Consider the following 21,042-nt stretch of genomic DNA (forward strand, 5'->3'; position numbering starts at 1 on the left):
GCGCGTCGCAATAAATGATTCAACCCAACAACGGATGTGAAGTGATGTTGCACCGCTCGTGGTTCTGGTTGCTTGCCGCGGCGGCGATCTGCAGTCCGGGCCTGGCAGGCGCCAAAGAGAATTTGCCCGAGGGAGCGGCGGTCGTGCGGCTCGACGTGCAACCGGCGTCGATCCAGCTTGGCAACCGCTACGACTACGCCCAACTGCTGGTGTTCGGCGAGTTGACCAACGGCCAGCGGCTCGACGTGACGCGAATGGTCGACGTGCAGGCCGCGCCCGCCGAGTTGGTCACCGTCTCGGAGCGCGGGCTGGTGCGTCCGGCGCACGACGGCGCGGGCGAGTTGCGCTTGCGGCTGGCCGGTCTGGAGATTGGGGTGCCGGTCACCGTCGCCGGGACGCAGGCAGCCTACACGGTCAGCTTCGTGCAGGACGTGATGCCGGCCATGTCGAAGCTGGGCTGCAATGCCGGCACCTGCCACGGCGCGAAGGACGGCAAGAACGGTTTCAAGATGAGCCTGCGCGGCTATGACCCGGTGTACGACCATCGCGCGCTGACCGACGACCTCGCCGGGCGGCGATTCAATCGGGCCGTGCCCGAGCAGAGCCTGATGTTGCTGAAGCCGGCCGGCGGGGTGCCGCACGTCGGCGGCGTGAAGATGCACGAAGGCGAACCGCATTACGAAATTCTGCGCGCCTGGATCGCCCAAGGCGTGAAGCTCGACCAGGGCGCGCCGCGGGTGGCCCGGATCGAGCTGGCCCCACAGAACCCGATGATCGCGCTGCCGGGCATGAGCCAGCAGATGCGCGTGCTGGCGACGTACAGCGACGGGCGCGTGCGCGACGTCACGGCCGAGGCCTTTGTCGCCAGCAGCCTGACCGAAAAGCTCGACGTCGACGCGACGGGCCTGGCCACGGCCGTGCGCCGCGGCGAGGCAGCGGTGCTGGCCCGGTATGAAGGGGCCTATGCCTCGACCATCGTCACGGTGATGGGCGACCGCGAACAGTTCGTCTGGCAGGAAACGCCCGAGTACACCTGGGTCGACACGCTCGTCTACGACAAGCTCAAGCGGATCAAGGTGCAGCCGTCCGAAGTTTGCAGCGACGAAGACTTCGCGCGGCGCGTGTATCTCGACGTGACGGGCATCCCGCCCGCTCCCGAGGTGCTGCAGGAGTTCTTGAGCGACGCCCGCCCGAGCCGCGAGAAGCGCGACGCGCTGGTCGACCGGCTGGTCGGCAGCGCCGATTACGTCGAGCATTGGACCAACAAGTGGTCGGACCTGCTGATGGTCAACCGCAAGTTCCTGAGCGTGAAGGGGGCGTGGGCCCTGCGCAACTGGATTCGCGAGGCGATCGCCGCCAACGTGCCCTACGACCAGTTCGCCTACCAGGTGCTGACGGCCAGCGGCTCGACGTTTGAGAACCCGCCCAGCGCCTATTTGCGCACGCTGCGCGAAGCCGACGCCGCGATGGAAAACTCGACGCAGTTGTTCCTCGGCGTGCGGTTCAACTGCAACAAGTGTCACGATCACCCGTTCGAACGCTGGACGCAGAAGCAGTATTACGACCTGGCGGCGTATTTCGTGCAGGTCGGCCGCAAGCCCGGCAACGTCCAGGACGAAGAAGTGATCTTCGACGTGCACTCCGGTGAGATGACCAATCCGCTCTCGGGCCAGGTGGTGCCGCCGTCGTTTCCCTACGCGCACGACGACGTGTTGCCGGCCACGGCCAGTCGCCGCGAGCAGTTTGCCCACTGGGTGATCTCGCCGCAGAACCAGTATTTCGCCACCAGCTTCGTGAACCGCATTTGGAGCTATCTGCTCGGCGTGGGGCTGATCGAGCCGGTCGACGATATTCGCGCCGGTAACCCGCCGAGCAATCCCGAGTTGCTGCACCGGCTGACGGGCGAGTTTGTCGCCCACGGCTTCGACGTGCAGCACTTGATCCGGCTGATCTGCAAGTCGCGTGTTTACCAGCACGCGGTCGCGACGAACGCCTGGAACGACGACGACGAGATCAACTATTCGCATGCGCTGGCCCGACGGCTGTCGGCCGAGACACTCTACGACGCGATTCAGGTGGCCACGGGCACGCAACGCAAGCTGCCCGGCGTGCCCAACGGCTTCCGCGCGGCACAACTGCCCGACTCGGCCGTCGAGCTGCCCGGCGGATTTCTCGACGTGTTCGGCAAGCCGCCGCGCGAAAGCGCCTGCGAGTGCGAACGCGCCTCGGGCGTGGTGCTGGGCCAGGCGTTGACCTTGGTCAACGGTCCGATCATCGCCGACGCGATTGCCGATCCGAACAATCGCATCACGACCATCGTGCAGTCCCAAAACGACAACGCGGCGGTCGTCGACGCGCTGTTCGTATCGATCTTGTGCCGGCACGCGCGGCCGGACGAGGTGGCAACCGGCGTGCAGGCGATCGGCGAGGCACCCAGCCGGCTGGAAGGCGCGCAAGACCTGGCGTGGGCCCTGATCAACAGCCCGGCGTTCTTGTTCAATCACTAGCAACGCGAGCGGCGCGCCATGCGCGAAGAAGCAGGGCCCGTCGAAGCAGGGCCCGTCGCTCGGCCCGGCGGGGCCAGTTCCGGGCGCGCCTGGTGGCTGGTCGCCGCGGCGGTGCCGCTGATCTTGTGCGCCGGCAAACTCGAACTCGATCTGTGGCACGACGAAATCCACACGATCGTGTTTTACGCCTCGCGGCCGGCCGCTGAAATCGTCCGCGACTACTCCGCGCCCAACAATCACGTTCTGTACACGCTTTGCCTCGCGCCCTGGACGCGCGTCTCGCTCGTCGAGCCTTGGCTGCGGGTGCCTTCGCTCGCGTGTGCAGTCGCGACGCTCGTGCTCGTCTATCGGCTCGGGCTGCGCGTCGCCGGGCGCGCGGCGGCACTCCTGGCGACGTCGCTCTTGGGCCTGACGTTGATGTTCCTGGTCCACGTCATGCAGGTACGCGGCTATGGGCTGTCGATGGCGCTCGTGGCGGCGCTTGCGCTCTTGGCCGTCGGCGCTCCCGACTCGTCGCGATTGCGACGCGTGCTCGTGGTTCTGCTCGCGGCGGCGGCCGTGTACACGATTCCGACAAATGCCTTGTTCGTCGCGGCCCTCGGTGCCGCGGCCGGTGCCTTGGTGCTGTCGCGAGCCGGCTGGCGGAGCGCCGCGTCCGCCGCGGCGGTCTGGGGCGGAGGCCTGGCGTTGGGCCTGGCCTGTTATGCGCCGGTGTGGCAACAGCTTCTCGAACATTCGCGCGACGCACCGTCTGCCAAGCCCGAGGCGGTGCTGCGGCTGGCGGGCCGCTTCTTCTGGGCCGCGGGACACGATAGTTGGCCGCTGGCAATTTGCGCGGCGCTGTTGTTGCCGTGGTGGCTGCGGCCACTGCGCCGGCGACCGTCGGAGATCGGTGCCTACCTGGGCCTGGCGGCTGCGGTCCTATTGCCCTGGGCGGCTTGCATGGTCGCGCGCACCACGCCGTTCGAACGCAACTTCACTCCGCTGTTGCCGGTGCTGGCAGTGCTCGTGGCCGCGCCGCTCTCGGGCTTGGCCGGCTTCGTCGAGCGGCGCTGGCCGCGCGCGGCGTCGACCGTCGTCCCTGTGGTGGCGGTTGCCGTGCCGCTGGTGTTGCTGCTGCCGGCGGTTTGGCTCTATCCGTCGCGGCTGGCCGCAGCGTGTCGGCGGGGCTTTGCCCAGGACGGCTATTACAACTATTACGCGGCCAACTACCGGCCCCGCGACGTGGTAACGGCGCTGGCCGGAGAGCTCGCCGGAGCGCAGGCAGATCGAGACTACGCGATCTATTTCACGGACGAGGACCAGACCAACCTGGTCTATTATTTGAATCGAGCCGGCGTGCCGGAGCAGCGCGTGGCAACGCCCGCGGCGCTCCCGCGCCTCTTCGCGATCGTCTCGCCGCGCCCGGATCATGCACAGTGGTCCGCGCGGTTTCACCTCGACCGCGGCACCCTGGATCGTATGTGGCTCATTCGCGATACCGGGTACTATCGCCTGTTGTCAACCGGTGCTCCCACCCGCGCTCCGTGAGCGGACGATGCGGTCATTAGTCGCGGCTTGTCAAGCCGGCGGCGACACCCAACAATGCACGGCAAGTTCCGCGACCCCTGATAGCACTCATGCACCGGCCGGCCGCATGCGCGAATTCTTCTTCGGTCTGAACACTAGCACGATCCAGCCCGCCGGGTTGCTGGACAAGATCCGCATGACCGCCGCGGCGGGCTACGACGCGATCGAGCTGTGGATCAACGACGTCGAGAAATACGTCGCCGAGGGCCACGCCGTGGCCGACGTCCGCAAGGCGCTCGACGATGCGGGCCTGATGCGTCCCAGCATGATCTCGCTGCGCGACTGGTGCGAGCCCGACGAGGTGAAGTTTCAACAAGCTCTCGAGGCGGCCAAGCGCCGGCTCGACACGGCCCGCGAATTGGGCGTCAAGCGCATCGTGGCCGGGCCGCCGCGCGAGGTAGTGCCGTTGGAGTTGGCCGTGAAGCGCTATGGCCAGTTGCTCGACGTGAGTGTCGACCGCGGCGTGCCGGCCTCGGTCGAGTTCCTGGGCTTCGTCGACGGGATCAATACGCTCGAGGATGCCTGGGCGATTTGCGCTGGCGCGGCTCGCGCCGAGGGCACCATCACGCCCGACATCTGGCACATGTTTCGCGGCGGTTCGCGGCTCGAGACGCTCGATTCGATTCCGGCCGATCATCTATCCGTGTTTCATTGGAACGATTGCCCAGCCGAACCTCCCCGCGAGCAGCAGACCGACTCGCACCGCGTCTATCCCGGCGATGGCATCTACCCGATCAAGCAAGTGGCCGAGAAGCTGCGGGCCAAGAACTGGCACTGGGTGCTCTCGCTCGAGTTGTTCAATCCGAGCTACTGGGCCCAGGACCTGCGCGAAGTGGCCCGCATCGGCTTGGAAAAGATGAAAGCGAGCGTCGGCTAGAGCAGGTTCAATCCGAGGGACTCGGGTTGATTCACCACGCGCAGCCGACCGCCCCCGAAACGACGGGGCCAAGTGACCGCGAACCGAGAAGACATGGCAAAGCCGTTTGTGCTCACCGAGGCGCTGACGAAGCGCTACGGCTCGTTGACCGCCCTGGTCGACTGCAGCCTCGACGTGCAGGCCGGCGAAGTGTACGGCTTGCTCGGGCCCAACGGCTCGGGCAAGACCACGCTGATTCGCCTCCTGCTAGGCTTTCTGCAGCCCACGTCGGGACATGCCTGGATCGACGGCTTGGACTGCTACCACGACAGCGTGGCTGTGCACGAACGTACCGCATATCTACCCGGCGACGCGCGGTTGTTTCCCCAAATGCGGGGCACCGACGTGCTGCGTTTTTTTGCCCAGGTGCGGCCCGGTACCGACTACCACCGGGCCGTGGCCATGGCCGAGCGGCTCAAACTCGACCTGTCGCGGCAAGTGGCCAACTGTTCGACCGGCATGCGGCAAAAGCTGGCCCTGGCCGCGGTGTTGGCCAGCGACTGCGCGCTGGTGATCCTCGATGAACCAACCGCCAATCTCGACCCCAGCGTGCGCAGCGAGGTGCTCTTGCTCGTGGCCGAGGCCAAGGCCGCGGGGCGGACCGTGATCTTCTCGTCGCACGTGCTGTCGGAGACCGAGCAGGTGTGCGACCGTGTGGCGATTCTGCGTTTCGGCCAGCTCGTGCACACGCAGGTCATTTCGCAGTTGCGCAGGCAACACCGGATTCGCGCGCGATTGACCGGCGCCTTGCCGCCGCCGCCGGAGAATCTGGCCGAAGGCCTGCACGTGGAAACGGGGCCCGGCGGCCGGCTGACGATCGAAACGCCCGGCGAATTGCGGCCGCTGCTCGGATGGCTGGCGACGCTGCCGATGGATGAGGTCCAGATCGAGCCGGTCGGATTGCAGGCGATTTACGATCGCTATCACAACTTCGCGGCCGAGAGCGTCGCATGAACCGTGCATTGTGGACCAAGGGGCTGATCGAGGCCCGGCTGCTGCTGGGCAGCCTGATCCTGTTGATGTTCGTATTCAACTGGATCTTCGTGTGGATCACGAGCAAGGTCGAGCTGAAAGCGCTGCACACCTTTCTGCGGGCCCTGCCTCCCGAGATGACCGGTTTGATCGGCGTATCGATCGACGAAGTCGCGACGGTGGCCGGGCGGATCGCGCTGGCCTACATCGATCCGGTCGTGCTGGTCGTCGCGGCCATCTGGGGTATCGCGCGCGGCTCCGACGTCGTCGCCGGCGAAATCAACCGGGGGACGATGGAAATGCTGCTGGCACAGCCGCTACGGCGAGCGCAGATTCTCATCGTGCCTTCGATCATCACGCTTTGCGGGGCCGTGCTGTTGTCGTGCGTTGCCTGGTTGGGTACGACGGCCGGCATCCTCACGGTGAGCCTGGGCGAAAACCTCTCGCCGGTGCCCTACCTGATCGCGGCGACCAACCTGTTCGCGCTGATCTTGTTCGTCGCCGGAGTGTGCACGTTCTTGTCGAGCTGGGACAGCTATCGTTGGCGCACGATCGGAATCATGGGCGGCTTTTACATCATCTCGCTGGTCATGGAAGTGATGAGCAAGTCGGTGCCTGCCTTGAAGTGGCTGCGCTACCTGTCGTTTCTTGGCGCTTACGAGCCGCAAGTGTTGGTGACGACCTGGCAACGCGCGCCGGCCGAGGCCTGGGCCGCCGCCGGGCAGTACAACGCCATACTCGCGGGGATCGGCCTGGCGGGCTTCGTCGCCGCGTTGGCCGTGTTCACCCGCCGCGACGTGCCTGCGCCGCTCTGATGCCTGAGCGGCGGCGATGGAGGGGGCCGCACGCCGACGCGTCGCGGGAATCCCGGCGGGGGGTGAGGCTGCATAGCCAGCGGCGGACGAAAGGTCCATAATAACCGCAGCTATGCCGAGCGGGGGCCGGTCTCGGCAGCCACGCCTAGCCTCAGTTCAAGTCAGGACGCGCCATGACCCGGTGGACGTTGCGGATATTCGGAACGGTCTTGTTGTTGTCGGTCTCGGCCGCGTCCGCGGCCTATGCCGACGATCCTGGCCAGGAATCGCTCGACAAGGCGATCGAAAAAAAGATCAGCGCCTCGAACATTGCCGAATTGGGCGAGGTGATCGACCTTGCACAACAGGCGATCGACCAAGGCCTCGAAAAAGATAACCTCGAATTCGCCCATCAATTGCTCACGTCGTGCCTGTTGCAACGGGCCACGGCCATCTTCCAGACCGCGATCAAGGGCGCCCAAAACGATCCGCGCTGGATTCAGCAATTGCCCAAGATTCGCGAGCTGGCGCTGGCCGATCTGGAACGGCTCCTGGCCATCGATCCCAAGCAAAGCGAGGCGCAATACCTGGTCGGCCGGCTGCAAGCGCTGCCGGGCGGCGATCGGGCCAAGGGGCTGGCCGCACTCGACCAAGCCGAACAGCTCACCGAAGACCCCGCCGACAAGGCCAAGATCTTGACGACCCGGGCCACGCTGCAAGAGACGCCCGAAAAGCAGTTGGCCGATCTCGATGCCGCTTTGGCCATCGACGGCCAACTGGTCGACGCCTTGCAGCGTCGCGGTCGAGTGTTGCTCGAATTGGGCCAGGCGGAGAAGGCCCTGGCCGATTTCGACGCCGTCCTGGCCGAACAGCCTGACGAAGCGGGCATTCTCGAGGCCAAGGGCATCGCGCTGCTGGCCTTGAACCGCGTCGACGATGCGATGGCCGTGTTCGATCGGGCGCTCGAGATCGAGCCGCGGATGTTTGCCACGTATCTGCATCGCGCCCGTGTGCAGATGTCGCGGGGCAACCTGGAGCAGGCGGTTGATGAGCTCGACAAGTCGCTGTTGATCAACAACGGCAACGCGGCGGCCTACCTGTTGCGTGCGACGTGCCTGCAGATGCTCGGCAAGCACGAACAGGCGGCCAAGGACATCGATCGACTGTTGCAGGTGCAGCCGGGGAACGTCGGCGGCCTGCGGTTTCGCGCGGGCATGCTCGCTAATGCGGGCAAGATCGACGAATCGTTGAACATTCTGGAAGAGATTGCCCGGCAGTTGCCCGACGACGTCGAAGTGCGGCTGCAGCAGGCGTCGATCTTGCGGACGGCCAGCCGCGTGCAGGACGCGATCGACGTGTTGACCCAGGTGCTGGAGAAACAGCCCAAACTGGCCCTGGCGCTTCATACCCGGGCCGACGCGCTGCTGTCGCTCGGCCGTCAGGAAGAGGCGTTGGCCGATTACCGGGCGGCAGTCGAAATCGACGGCCAGAACCCGACGCTACTGAACAACCTGGCCTGGGTCCTGGCGACCTCGCCGAACGACGCCCTGCGCGACGGCAAGAAATCGATCGAGCTGGCCACCAAGGCCTGCGAGCTGACCGAGTTCAAGAAGGCTTTCATCCTCAGCACGCTGGCGGCCGCCTACGCCGAGGCTGGCGATTTCGAAAATGCCAAGAAGTACGTGCAGCAGGCGCTCGACACCGGCGATGAGGATCTCAAGGACGAGATTTCCAAGGAGCAGGCCAACTACTTGGAAGGCAAACCGTGGCGCGAGACGCAATCCGTCGAAGACCAGTCGCACGACAAGACCCCGGCCGAGGAAGCGCCGGCCACGACGTCGGCCGAGACGACGACGGCCGAAGGCAAGTCGCCGGAAAGCCCTCCCGCGGGAGACACCGCGCCGAGCGACGGCCAATCCCTCGACGCGCCGGGCAAGGACGAGCAGCCCAAGTCCGCGGAGCCTGATCGCTAGGCCGGATCGAGGCTCAACAGCCCAACTTCTTGGCGGTGAGCAGCCACAGCAGCCGTCCTTCGCCCAGCGTCACAGCGTCGTCGAATTCGATGGCCGCCGTGGCCCCCTTGGGAAACTTCTCGAGCTCGGCCGCCCCCGTCAGCGCAGCGGTCAGTTCGAGCACGTCGGGCGCATGACCTACCCAAGCGACCGCGGTCTGTTCCTGGGCATTGGTCCAAGCCACCAGCGCGTCGAGATCCGAGCCGGGCTCCAGGGCGGCCAGCTCGACCAGCGGCAGCGGCTGCTTGAGCCGCTCGAGCAGCAAGTCGGCCGTTTGCCGGCAACGAACCAGTGGGCTCGTGGCGATCAGCTCCGGGGCAAAGCCGTGTTTCTTGACCAGTTTCTTGGCGACGCACGCAAAGCGTTCGCGGCCTTCGTCGGTCAGCGGACGCAATCGATCGTCGGGCCAGCGCGGATCGCCGTACTCGCCGGCCCACGCATGTCGCACGATGTAGAGCAGTCGGGCCACGATTACACGTTCCTCCACAAGCTGTGATCGTCGATCCCCAAGGCCGCTTGCGCCGCGGCAATCTCGGCGCGAAACCGCCGGGCGTCGGTCGGATAGCCCGCCGTCCGGCGCAGATCGGGCACGTGTCGCTGCCAGAACGCGTTGAAGGCCTCCATCGCCAGTTCGCGCAGGTACTTGGCCGTCATCGACGCCAGCGCCGTGGGGGCCTCGCATTCGCCGCGCGGACGAAAGCGGAATTCAACCATCCGGTCGTCTTGCCGCCAGCGGTAATGGCTCAACTCGGCGCGTTCGACGAGCGTCGCAATCGGTGCATCGGTGGCGAACTCCTGCAGCAGGGCCGCATAGCGGTTTCGCCCCCCGTGCTTGTCGCAAAGCGCGCGCACCGTACCGGTGGGGCAGCGCTCGAGCAACTGCCGGGCTAGGCAGATCGTGACTTCCGAGAGCACCGCGCCCTTGGTCCCTCGCCGGGCAACGAGTTCGTTGAAGCGGCGCGGATCGATCACCGCCGCGCGAATGCCGCACAAGCGAACGCCGGCCTGCGCGAGTCCCTGCTCGAGACACGCGGCCGCGTCGTCGAGCTGTGCCGGGTCGACGGCCATGGGCAAAGCGCGGTCATAGTCGTCGTGCCCGGGCTGCGCCGCCAGCGCGTCGGCGTCGTCGGGTGCCAGCAACGGCCAGAGCTCCTGCCAGGTTTGCGGATCGAGGCCCGCTGCGCGGCAGGCGGCCAGCACGCCGCGTTCGATCGACGCGAGACCACGTTGAGGAGAGTAGAGCGCCTTCGAATCGGCCACGATGACGCGCCGATCGCTCGCGCCGCGCGGCGGAAACGCCGAAGTGATCGCGCCCGGCGCCAACTCGTACAGGCCAGCGTCGGCGCAATGGTCGGGGATTTCCCACGCGGTCGCCGCGACGACCAGGGGGCCGAAATTGGGCCCAAAGCCGGCTTCATCCGTGCCGATCAAATACATGTTCGCAGCTCTCGCGCGATGGCGGGGGGCCGAAAAGGCACCGCTCATCCAGGCCAAATCTCCGCCCATTAGACCGGCCCGGGAGACTGCGCCAAGCCGCACGGCGATGGAACTCGCGAGCGGGGCGCTATTCGAAGCGCAGCAAGCCACCGGCCGGCAGGATCGGAACGACGGCGGCCGGTTGCGTCCAGCTTTGCAGGCCGACGCCCGGCACGACGCGCTGGATGCCGAGCGCCCAGGTGTCGCCAGACACCGGAGGCTTTTCGACCAACTCGTTCCAGGCAATCGCGGCTTCGATTTGCCACGTGGTTTCGGTGCGTTGCGAGGCCACGAACCAAGGCGGATTCCAAGAGTCGTCACCCCAGCACGATTCCTGCGGATGACCGCGATGATCGATCGCCAATTGATACGCGGTTACCCAATCGCGGTCGACGTCGAATGTCCAGATGACTCGATCGTGCGTGGCCAGATCGTCGTCGTAACTGCGAGGGCCCAAGGCCGTGACGTACCTGGCCCCATCCGCGCGGCGACAGCTTGCCGCCAGGTAGAGGTATTCGTCGTCGTAGGCGATCAGCGCCACGGCCGGCCAGGTTGCATCGTCACCGAGGGTGCTCGTGAGCGCGAGCGGAGCAGCCGTGCGCCAGACGGCATCGTCCAGCTGGCCGTCGAGGTAGGGTTTCTCCGTGGTACGGTGCGCCGTGCCGAGCTGTTTGGGTGGCTGGCCGTGCGGGTCGCGCAAGAATGTCTCCGTGGCTGCGCAGCTGGACCACTGCGGATCGGCCGCAAACAGGGCCCCCATCGTTTCGCCCGTCGCCGAACGAGTGCGAGGTTCCAGGGCGCGTCGCGCCGCGGCCAACGGGAACTCGACCTCGGGCAAGGCGGCCAGCGTGACGTCGACCGCGCGGAGCGTTTCGCCCGCCGCCAGCGCGCGGCGGAACCGATCTTGAGGCCCCGGCGCTTCGACGGCCGCAGCAGGTTGCACGTCTGCCGGGTCCGCCGCGCGGTCGGGGAAGAACTCGCTGCTCCGCGCGCCGAACGCGGCAAAGTCGACAGGCGCAACCGGCTGAGCGGCGAACCGCTCGGTGCGCCAGGCGGCCTCGCTGCTCGCCGCATATTGGACGAGCCACAGGCGCGCAGCGGCCGCATGATCGTCCATTGGGTAGCGGCGCAACAGCAGTTCGTAGACTTCGGCTGCCAACGGGAACCGGCCCGAGTGGTGGTATTCTTCGCCCAATCGGTATAGGACCGTCGCGGCGCGCCGCGGATCGAGCTCGGAGGTCAGTGTCTCGGCACGAGCCAGCAGTTGCTCGCCGGCACGAACGTCTCGCGTCCGCTGGGCCAGCAGGGCCTCGAGATTGCGCGTCCGCTGAGCCACGCGAAGTAATGCCTGGGCATCGTCGATCGACAGGGGCAGCGAGCGCCGGGCCTCGCCGCCGGGCGCCAAGTCGAGGCCCGCCATCAAGTCACCGCCGCGTCGCGCGGCCGTGCGATCGGTCAACAGGTTGAACCGCTGCAAGGCCGGCGACCTCGTGCGGTCGCCGAGCAGTTGTCGGGCCACGTCGGCTTGCTCGCGCAGCGTGTGTCCCAATCGCAACGACAGTTGGCCGGTGGCGAGTTCCATGCCGGCACCCTCGCCATCTCGAGCCAGACCCCAGACGCGCTGCACCTGCCAGGGCCCCAGGCCGATCGCGGCGAGTGGGTCATCGGCTTGCGCGCCGGCGGCTTCGACCGCGGCGAGGCAGGCCTGCGAGATGGCGTTTTCCAGCGCGTCGGGATCGGCAGTCGGCGCGCCAGTGAGCACGACGTCGGGCCGCCACATGCGCAGTAGGCGTACGAGTTCGTCGCGCAGCGCGTTGTCCGGATCCGGTCCGGCGGTCGCTCGCCAGACGCCGCGATGGGCTTCAGCGCCGATCGCCAGCGACGGTTCGCGCCGCGGAAACTGCCAGCTCGTGCTGATGCCCGAGATGCCATTGGCCAGCGCCGCGGCGGACAGCCGCGCCTCGTCGCACGTTGCGGCAAGCTCACGCGTGACGACGTGAATCGCCGCCAGGTATCCATCGTCGCCGGCGAGCTGCGCCAAGGCTTCCCAAGGGATTTCCCTGGGCGAAGTAACGATCGCCAACACCGCGACGCGCGCGCCGCCGGAGTGTGTGCGTTGCCAGGATTGCCCCCCGTCGGTGGTGCCCAGAATCGTCCCCAGCGCGCCGACCGCGCAGCCGCGCTGGGCGTCGACAAAATGCAGATCGTCGAGTGGCAGCGCCTGGCCGGTCGCTTGCCATTTCCAGGTGTGCCCCGCATCGCTCGAATGCAGCAGCTGCGTGCCCGGCGTGCCGGCAATCCAGATTTGCTCTTCATACGTTGCGATAGCGTGCCAATCGAATCGTGGGCTGCCGGCGGGCAACACGGCGGCGACATTCTCCCAGCGCTGTTCACCGGAGGGCAGGTGCAGCACGAGCCCACCTTCGCCGACGAGCCAGACGCCTTGTGGCGTCACGTGCGCGGCGCGCACGAGGCGGCCGCCCGTCGAGGGGAGCTCGGCGAGCCGCAATCGGCGTTCGCCGATCTGCCCCCAGGTGCCGTCATCGCCGCAGACGATGCCCGAGAGTGGGTCGCCAAAATCGCCAACCAGCCAGGAGACTGACCGGCTGGTCGCCAGGGGCGTCCACGACTCGGCGCCGTCGTCCGTCGCGAACAGCCCCGAGGGGTGCAAGGCCGACGGCTCGCCGAAGGCCCAGCCTTGACGGCGATTGAAGCCTTGCACGCGCGACAAGGCCGGCAGAGTCGGGCACTTCTCCGGCTGCCACGACTGTCCGCCGTCGCGCGTGCGCAGCAGCACAGCGGCGCTGGCGCGCGACAAGGGCCGATAGGCACCGCCCGCCGCCCAGCCGTTCGCGGCATCGACCATCGCGACGCTTTCCAAGGTCGCCGCAGTGGGCGAGGCGCACAGCAGCCAATGTTGGCCGCCGTCACGTGTGGCCAGGATGGTCCCCTGCCCGCCGACGGCCCAACCGCGCTGCGCGTCGATGAAACAAACGTCACGCAGGGGTGCGTCGCTGCGCCAGGCAGCGGCTGTGAAATCGGCTTGAGCGGGAGCAACGTCGGTCGCCGGGGGCATCTGCCCAGCGGCGATCCGGTGTAACAAGAACAGTGCTGCCAGCGGCAGCCCCAGGCGGCGACTTCGCGTCATGCTGGTCGACCTGCGTGAGAAATGGAAAAGGACCGACGTTCCGTCAGGACTTCTTGGCGGCGGCGTCGGGGGCCCGCTCGGCCTCGATCTTGGGAAACAGCGGATCGATCTTGCCGGCCTCGTTGACCGGCGCCGTGACCTGCAGGTCGGCCGTCAAAGGCGGCCGGGCCGTAATGGTTTCGAACGTGGCGTCGGCCAGCGGCATCGGGAAATTGAATCCCGCGTACAGTGCGGCGCTCGAACGCGGCAGGAAGGGGCGCAGCAAGATGGCCGCCACGCGCACGGCTTCGGCCAGGTTGGCCAGGACCCGCGCGCAGGCCGCGAGGTCGTACTCGGGTTTTTTTGGATTGGCCAGGTTCCACGGCTGCCGCTCTTCGATGTAGCGGTTGCCGGTGTCGAGCACCTTGCGCCAGATGGCCTCGAGCGCGGCGCTGTAGCGGCACGTCTCGATATCGGCCTGGACGCCGCGCACCACCTCGGCCAGGTCGATCCCGGCAAAGATCTCGTCCGGCGCGAGCTGGCGCGAGTCGGGCAGGGTGCCGTTGAAATAGCGCTGCGCCATGCTGATCGTGCGGCTGAACAGGTTGCCGAGGTTGTTGGCCAGGTCGGCGTTGTAGCTGGCCGCGAACCGCGCGAAGCTGAACTCGCCGTCGCCGCCGAAGGGGCATTCGCGCATGAAGTAGTACCGGAACGCCTCGCTGGAGAAGTTCCGCAGGATGTCCATCGGCTCGACGACGTTGCCCAGCGACTTGGAGATCTTCTGCACCTCGTCGGTGCCTTCGTTCTTGATGTAGACGAAGCCGTGGGCAAACACGCTGCGCGGAAGCTCCAGGCCGGCGCTCCAGAGCATGGCCGGCCAGAGGGCACAATGAAACCGCGTAATGTCCTTGCCGATAAAATGACAGTCGGCTGGCCAGCGTCGGGCAAAAGCCGCCTCGTCCGTGCCATAGCCGATGCCGGTGATGTAGTTGAGCAGCGCGTCGAACCAGACGTAAATCTTGTGCTGCGGATCCCAGGGGATATCGATGCCCCAGGTGAAATTCCGCCGGCTGATCGACACGTCTTCCAGGCCGCTGGAGACGAAACTGAGCACTTCGTTGCGCCGCGAGTCGGGCTGGATGAAATGGGGCCGCTCGTCATACAGGGCCAGTAGCCGCTGTTGGTATGCGGAGAGCTTGAAAAAGTAATTCTCTTCGTGCACCAGCTTCAATTCGCGATTCGGATGGTTCGTGCAGCGTCCTTCGGCGTTCAGGTCGCGCTCGGTCTTGAACTCCTCGCAGCCCTCGCAGTAGAGCGCCTCGTAGTTCTTCAGGTAGATGTCGCCGCGATCGTACACCTGCTGGATGAATTTCTGGCAGCCGATGCGATGCCGTTCTTCACTGGTCTGAATGAAGTCGTCGCACGAGATGTCGAGCGCGTTCCACACGTCGCGGAACTGCCGGGCCATGTCGTCGACATACGGCTTCGGCTCGAGTCCCAACTGCTGGGCGCGCTCGAGCACCTTGACCGTGTTCTCGTCGTTCCCCATCAGGAAGAACACGTCGTAGCCCTGCTGGCGCCGATAGCGGGCTTGCACGTCTGCGCCGATCTTCTCGAACGCCGTACCGATATGCGGACGGCTGTTCGGATAATCGATGGCGGTGGTCAGGTAGTAGGTTCCGCGAAGCATGTGCCGCCAATCGAGCAAGAAACAGGGACGTACAGCGGGTGAAAGCGGCCAATTGTAGCCGCGCGGCCGCCACCGCGGGAATGCGGGACCAGGTCGCAGGTGCCTGCTAGCGTCTACTTCAAAAGACGCTGCCGAATGTCGCGGGTTCACACCGCAACGCGGCGCCGCGGCATGCAATGTGCCCCAGGGCGGCTTGTCCGCTGCTGCAGTGCGCCGGCCAGGCGACAAGAATTCTGTACCTGGGCCGCGAAAAACCCGCGGCGAAAGTCGTCGGTTTGCAGCCCGTGGCGGGCAACATTGGCGTTGTAACGATTACATTTTCTCGGCAACATACGGCCCGCTTTTCGACGACCGGAACGCCCCGGCTCGGGGACAACCACGCCCACCCACACGCGGCAGGATGCCGCGCGGGCAGGCTTGCCGTCTGCGGCTGTACGAAGACCAAGGAGGGTCGGGTTCATGGGTGCTGTGCACGTTGCGCTGTTGGCCGTGGCCGCGATCGGCTCCACCGATACGGTGCTGCTCGACTTCCAGGCGCCTTGGTGCGGACCATGTCAGCGCATGGCGCCGATCGTCGCCCAACTGCAAGCGCAGCAGTTCCCGATTCGCACCGTCGACTTCGACAGCAATCACGAACTCGCCACGCGATACGGCGTCAACAGCATCCCCTGCTTCGTACTGATCAAAGACGGACAAGAGGTCGATCGCATCGTCGGCGCCGTGCAAGAACGAGAACTGGTCGAGATGTGCGCAAGGCACGGCGTCGGCCCAGCGGCGCCTGCGCAAAAGCCCGGCCTGTTCGGCGGCGCGTTGTCGCGCATCGGCGGAGGAAAATGGTTCGGTCGCGGTCGCGAGGCGGCGCCGCCTGTGCCCGGCGGCGCGGATCCCGATGCGGCTGCACGCCAGGCCTATGCCGAGGCACCAGCCTTCGAACCGCCGCCGGCCGCGATCCCGACGGCTGCGACGTTTGCTCCGGCCGCTGCGCCTCCGGCTGAGTTGGCCGGCGCGCCGACAATGCCGGCTCCCCCGGCGATGTCACCGATCGGTCCGGCGGCGCCGGAGCAGCCCGCCTCTGCGCCGGGCGCCGACGCGCTTCTGGCCGCAACCGTGCGGTTGCGCATTCAAGAACCGAACGGCCACTCGGTGGGCACCGGCACCATCGTCGATGCTCGCGAGGGTGAAGCGTTGGTCGTCACCTGTGCGCACGTCTTTCGCGAATCGAAGGGCCAAGGCCAGATCACCGTCGATCTGTTCACGCCCGCCGTGGCGAACCTGCCCGGCCGGATGATCAGCTACGACCTCGAATCGGATGTGGCCCTCGTGGCCTTCCGGCCGGGCGGACCGGTGAGCATCGCGCGGGTGGCCCCGGCGATGTTCAACGTGCGCGAAGGCGACGGCGTGTTGACCATCGGCTGCAATCACGGCGAGCCGCCCACGGTCGTCTCGAGCCAGGTGTTGTCGCTGAACAAGTTTGCCGGAGCGCCGAATCTGCAGATTGCCGGCCAGCCCGTGCAAGGACGTAGCGGCGGCGGGCTGTTCTCGCGCGAGGGCTACCTGATCGGCGTCTGCAACGCGGCCGATCCCCAAGACAATCAGGGGCTGTTTGCTGCTTTGCCGGCAGTGCAAAGCGAGTTGGACAAGATGCAACTAAGCGACGTATACCGGGCAACCCCGGCCGATCTGCAAATGGCCGCGGCCAGTGCGACACCGCAGATGCCCGACCAGATGCCGCTGGCGCCGCCGCCGGCCGCGCCGCATGCCGTCACGGCTCCCCCGGCCGCCGCCATGGTGCCCGTTGCCTTGGCCAACAGCACCAGCGCGCCGCCACCCTTGGCGCCGACGATGCCCACCGGCGCCGCCGCCAGCATGACGCCGGAAGAGCGCGCCACGCTTGCCGAGCTTGAATCGCGTACGGGCGACGCGGAGGTGATCTGCGTCATTCGGCCGTTGAACAATCCGCAGGCCAAGAGCGAGATTATCGTGCTCAACCAGGCCTCGCCGGAATTCATCCGGCAATTGTCCGCGGCCAAGGCGCAGCGGCCCCAGCGGCAGTTGACCTCGCTGGCCGTTCCGCGCGTGCCCCAGGCAACGGCGACGACTGCCGTTGCGCCGGCGCAGCCGGTCAATCCTCGTACACGGTGACCAGGCACTCGGCCTGAATCACGTCGGGCTGCTCGGCACAACGGGCATACGCCGTCGCTCGGCCTTTACCGGCGCCCGCGCCGCGGAGGTGAACCGAGAAGGTGGTCGACTCGCCGGGCTCCAGCGCGGCAAGCGGAGCGAACACGACGTCGCCGCTGTCGCACTTCGCCTCGGTCGCCCCAGAGGCTCCCGTGGCGTCCAATTCGTCGCCCAGCCGCAGGGCGACCTCGAGATTCGTGGCCGGCTTCGACCCGCGATTTGTGAGCCGGAGCTCGTGCACCGTCTCGGCGCCGATCTCGACGGCATCGTCCGCCGAGACCAGTTCGATCTCCAGCGCCGCGACGCCCTCGACTTGAATCACGCCTTCGACGCTCGCCGTGGCGCCGCCGTCGCCCGTGGCGCTGGCCGTCAAGGGCTGTTCGCCCGGCGCTTCGGCGGCCACGTTCAGTGTGACCGTGGTTTTGGTCTGGGGCTCCAAGCGGCCGAGGAACCAGGTGACCTGGCGCGAGGCGGCGTCGAAACCGCCGCCCGAACCGGCCGACACGAACCGCAGGCCCGGCGGCAATTCGGCGGCCAACCGGACGTTGCTCGTCGCGGCCGGACCCGGGTTGTGTACCTCGAACGTGTAACTCGCCGGGCGACCGACGTAGCGCACCTTGGGGCCTGCGGCCGTGAGTTCGAGCGTGGGCCGCTCGACGACGACGGCACACGAGGCGTCGGCCACGGCCGAGTTGCCGACGTGGACGGTTCCCTGAATGTCATATTCGCCGGCCGCGGCCGGGGTACACGTGATTTCGATCGGGCGACTCTCGCCGGGACCCAGCGCACCGAGTGCATAGTGCACCTCGGGGCCGTCCGGATGTTGCAATCCTTCCGGCAGGCTTACGACCAACTCGATGTTGCTGGTCGCTTCGCCACGATTGACGACGGTGAACGCGAGCGTTTCGCTGCGGCCAAGCTGCCATTGCGAGTTCGCCGTGGCCGTCAATTCAAGTTGCGGACGGATGACGCTCAGCGCGCCGGCGGCGACCGTGGTCGAACGCACCGTGGCGGTAGGGACCAGGTTGCCTTGGCCCGTGGGCGTCAGTTGCAGCGCGATGCGGCGCGAGGCCCCGGCGTCGAGTTGGCCCAGGTTCCAAGTGCAGATGGTGCCGTCGGCTTCGGCGGGCGGCTCCGAGCCGTTGAGCATCAGCCCAGCCGGTAGCTCGGCTTGAACCACGACCTCATGCGCCATGGCTGCGCCACGGTTTTGTACGACCAGCGCGCCTTCGACGGCCTGCTCGGTCGTCGCCGCGGCGGGCAGTTTCCAACTGAGTGAGATGGACGCGACCGGAGCCGGCTGGCTCGACGCCTGTGGCGCGGGACCAGCGATGTTCAACATCGGGGCCTCGGCCACGGGCATCGTGCGCGGGGCCGCTTCGTAGGCGGCGCGCTGCATCGGCCCGGTTTCCCGGCGCTGGGGAAAGCGCCGAGCCGAGTCGCTACCCCCAGGCAACAGCGGCGGACAAATCCGCTGCTTCTTGGGCGATGCAGCGGTGGGCGCCGGTGCCGTAATGTCAGGCGACGCAGCGAGCCGTTCGACGGGAGCTTCCCACGGCGATTCCGGCGGTCCGGCGATCGTGGGCGTGATGACGGCGAAATAGCTCGCCGCTAGCACCGCCAAGGCGGCAACGGTCAATTGACCCAGCATCCGTGCCATGGTCGCGTCCCCGATGAGCAGGAGGGATAAGGAGCCTTGCAGGGCCGAGCGGTGATCGTGCCAGCGCAGCTAGCGCGGCACATCGACATCGGCCCACAAGCCGGCTCATGTATCGACCGGGGGGACTGCGAAAATGCAGACGATTCCGTGGACTTTGCGGCCTTGCTGGCGCGGCGCCTGCTTGCACCGGACGGTTAAGCGCCCGGCAGCTCAGCCGCAGGGATGACCGCCGCGGCCGGCGTTGCCTCGGACGCATTGGCCTTCAAATGCGCGGCCGGTTCGTACCACGCATCGGGACGCGGTTGTTCCGCGACCAGATCGACAGTCATCATCGTCAGGCCGCAGAACTTCGAGAAGGGCTGCCAGTGAAACTGAATCCGCCGCATGACGCCCGTGTCGGGATGGGCCCAAAGGTCCATTAAGTAGGGCTGATGAGGCTGCAGCGACTTTGGCCGGCAGCGGATGCGCTGCCAGGCCACGTACGGATCGGACAATGTCTGGCTCGAGGCATACGTCGCCGGCGACTCGCGCGGGTCGATCATCTCGGCGGGCAACAACTCGAGATCGAAATACTTGCGGGCCTCGTCGAGCAAAGCGGTCAACTGCAGCTCGGGCATCGTGATGCCCTCGTCGCGCGCCCAGGCCAGCGTGAGCTTGGGATCTTTGCGGCCCAGAACGATATTGAACGGGTTGACCATCCAGCCTTGGCGCCCGTTGCTGCCGATCCACAGGTCGCCGAGCATCGTGGGATGGCGGAGGACGAACTTGTCGCCGCCGCGCACGTACAGGTCGGTCACCACGTGCGACTCGGTACCCTTGATCAAGTCCTGGAAGCGCGCCTTGACGTGATAATGGCGATCCTTGGGTTGCGCCGCGGCGCGGTACATCGCGTCGACCGCCGCCTGGACCGTTTGTTGTCCGGAGGATGTCCACGACAGGAACAGGGCCACGCCGCTGACGGCCACGGCCGTGGCCAGAATCGCCGCGATCCGGCCGATCGTGCTCGTGCGTCGGCGCATTCCCTGCACCGATCGCACGGCAACGCGCTCCCTGGCCATGACTGTTGACACGGGCTGCGGCGCGCTCTCCGCGTGGACCGCCGCCATCACGCGGGCGACGCGCGCCTCGCGCTGGCGATGGGCGAGCGTGCCTTCCGCCGACGTGGGAGAAAAGCACTGCTCGAGCAGCACGTGCATGAATTGAAGATCGGCCGCGTCGCGCCGCGACTCGGGATCGGTAGGCAAAGCGGCCGCCGCCGGTTCGAGAGTCGGCGACCCCTGCTGGGGAACCGGCGACGTGCCCCCAGCGGTGTGCGAATCCGCGTCGTTGTCCAGCGCCTCGCTCGACCAGGCGACCGCCTCGGCAGAGATCTCCCGTGGTGGGTGCGGCTCGGCACTGAAAGGTTCTGAATAATCGTCGCCGGATGAATCGTGGTAATCGTCGTTGGTGTAGGTCATGACATCACCCCCGCGAGCGTAAGTTTTCTTCGCAAGCAATCCAGCAGTCGGATGCGGCCGCGCTGTAAGCGCTTCTTCGTCGCCTCGCCCGAGATGTCGAGCCGCTCGGCCAGCCGGGCCCCGTGCAGGCCTTCGCGGTAGCGCAGCTCGACCGCCAGCCGGTAGGTCTCCGGAAGTTGTTCCAGGCAATCGCGCAGGCCGTCGAGTTTCTCATCGAGCGTGTCGCCCGGGCTCTGCGCCAAGGCGGCATGTCGGGCTTCGAGGTGCTCGAGGATATCGGCATCGCAGAGCAACATGGATCGTGCCGACTTGCGGCGATGGGCCAGGATCAGCTTGGCGGCGATTCCCCGCAGCCAAGGGCCGAAGGGGCGCGTCTTGTCGAAGCGGTGCAGGTTGCGCCAGGCGGTCAGCATGGTCTCCTGAAACAGATCGTCGACGACGCTGGGATCGCGCACGGCACACCGCAGGAACACGGTGAGCATGTCCGCGTGCTCGCGCACGAGAATCTGGAACAGGTCCTGGGAGTCCATCGACATCGACGGCGGTCCAACCGGCTCGATTCGCACCATCGCCGGGGATCGGCCTCGGATGCCGCGGCACCCAGCAGAAACCTCGTGAGGGCGTTACTGCAGATTGTCCCATCCCATACGGTCGGGGACAGCACCGGCGAGGGGTGCGGCG

General features: G+C 66.8%; 14 protein-coding genes. 7 read left to right on the top strand and 7 right to left on the bottom strand.

Translation table 11 applies throughout. The features are described from left to right. Positions 1 to 44: 44 nt before the first annotated feature. The 6 genes from K1X74_14345 (at position 45) to K1X74_14370 (ending at position 8,731) form a co-directional block, all read left to right on the top strand. A complete protein-coding gene (locus K1X74_14345) occupies positions 45 to 2,507 on the top strand; it encodes a DUF1553 domain-containing protein (GenBank protein MBX7167506.1) in 2,463 nt (820 codons plus the stop codon). Between the two features lie 18 nt (positions 2,508 to 2,525). Beyond that, positions 2,526 to 4,037 (top strand): hypothetical protein, encoded by a 1,512-nt coding sequence (locus tag K1X74_14350; protein MBX7167507.1) that lies wholly within the window; start codon positions 2,526 to 2,528, stop codon positions 4,035 to 4,037. Positions 4,038 to 4,143: 106 nt separating this feature from the next. Beyond that, positions 4,144 to 4,953 (top strand): sugar phosphate isomerase/epimerase, encoded by an 810-nt coding sequence (locus tag K1X74_14355; GenBank protein ID MBX7167508.1) that lies wholly within the window; start codon positions 4,144 to 4,146, stop codon positions 4,951 to 4,953. Between the two features lie 93 nt (positions 4,954 to 5,046). After that, positions 5,047 to 5,946, top strand: coding sequence for an ABC transporter ATP-binding protein (locus K1X74_14360; GenBank protein ID MBX7167509.1), 900 nt, complete (start codon positions 5,047 to 5,049; stop codon positions 5,944 to 5,946). Beyond that, positions 5,943 to 6,779 (top strand): ABC transporter permease, encoded by an 837-nt coding sequence (locus K1X74_14365; protein MBX7167510.1) that lies wholly within the window; start codon positions 5,943 to 5,945, stop codon positions 6,777 to 6,779. Before K1X74_14360 ends, K1X74_14365 begins: the two co-directional genes overlap by 4 nt. Positions 6,780 to 6,952: 173 nt before the next feature. Continuing rightward, complete coding sequence (locus K1X74_14370) at positions 6,953 to 8,731, top strand: tetratricopeptide repeat protein (protein ID MBX7167511.1); 1,779 nt, start codon at positions 6,953 to 6,955, stop codon at positions 8,729 to 8,731. A gap of 13 nt (positions 8,732 to 8,744) precedes the next feature. Here the strand turns inward: K1X74_14370 and K1X74_14375 are convergent, their stop codons facing one another. From K1X74_14375 to metG, 4 genes are all read right to left on the bottom strand, one after another. Beyond that, positions 8,745 to 9,239, bottom strand: a complete 495-nt coding sequence (locus K1X74_14375) for a histidine phosphatase family protein (protein ID MBX7167512.1) — start codon at positions 9,237 to 9,239, stop codon at positions 8,745 to 8,747. A 2-nt stretch (positions 9,240 to 9,241) separates the two neighbouring features. Further along, positions 9,242 to 10,207, bottom strand: a complete 966-nt coding sequence (locus K1X74_14380) for a hypothetical protein (protein MBX7167513.1) — start codon at positions 10,205 to 10,207, stop codon at positions 9,242 to 9,244. Between the two features lie 127 nt (positions 10,208 to 10,334). Continuing rightward, a complete protein-coding gene (locus K1X74_14385; protein ID MBX7167514.1) occupies positions 10,335 to 13,394 on the bottom strand; it encodes a hypothetical protein in 3,060 nt (1,019 codons plus the stop codon). 43 nt (positions 13,395 to 13,437) lie between these two features. After that, on the bottom strand, positions 13,438 to 15,063 hold the full coding sequence (gene metG, locus K1X74_14390) for a methionine--tRNA ligase (GenBank protein MBX7167515.1): 1,626 nt from the start codon (positions 15,061 to 15,063) through the stop codon (positions 13,438 to 13,440). Between the two features lie 459 nt (positions 15,064 to 15,522). On the opposite strand from metG, the gene K1X74_14395 reads away from it, so the two are divergent. Then, positions 15,523 to 17,205, top strand: a complete 1,683-nt coding sequence (locus tag K1X74_14395; protein ID MBX7167516.1) for a trypsin-like peptidase domain-containing protein — start codon at positions 15,523 to 15,525, stop codon at positions 17,203 to 17,205. Here the strand turns inward: K1X74_14395 and K1X74_14400 are convergent. From K1X74_14400 to K1X74_14410, 3 genes are all read right to left on the bottom strand, one after another. Beyond that, positions 17,186 to 18,904: a DUF11 domain-containing protein gene (locus K1X74_14400; GenBank protein MBX7167517.1), complete on the bottom strand. Its 1,719-nt coding sequence runs from the start codon at positions 18,902 to 18,904 to the stop codon at positions 17,186 to 17,188. The genes K1X74_14395 and K1X74_14400 overlap by 20 nt on opposite strands. Before the next feature lie 194 nt (positions 18,905 to 19,098). Beyond that, positions 19,099 to 20,361, bottom strand: a complete 1,263-nt coding sequence (locus tag K1X74_14405; GenBank protein MBX7167518.1) for a hypothetical protein — start codon at positions 20,359 to 20,361, stop codon at positions 19,099 to 19,101. Next, positions 20,358 to 20,897: a sigma-70 family RNA polymerase sigma factor gene (locus tag K1X74_14410; GenBank protein ID MBX7167519.1), complete on the bottom strand. Its 540-nt coding sequence runs from the start codon at positions 20,895 to 20,897 to the stop codon at positions 20,358 to 20,360. Before K1X74_14410 ends, K1X74_14405 begins: the two co-directional genes overlap by 4 nt. Positions 20,898 to 21,042 lie beyond the last annotated feature (145 nt).

The sequence above is a fragment of the Pirellulales bacterium genome (assembly GCA_019694435.1).
GTDB lineage: Bacteria > Planctomycetota > Planctomycetia > Pirellulales > JAEUIK01 > JAIBBZ01.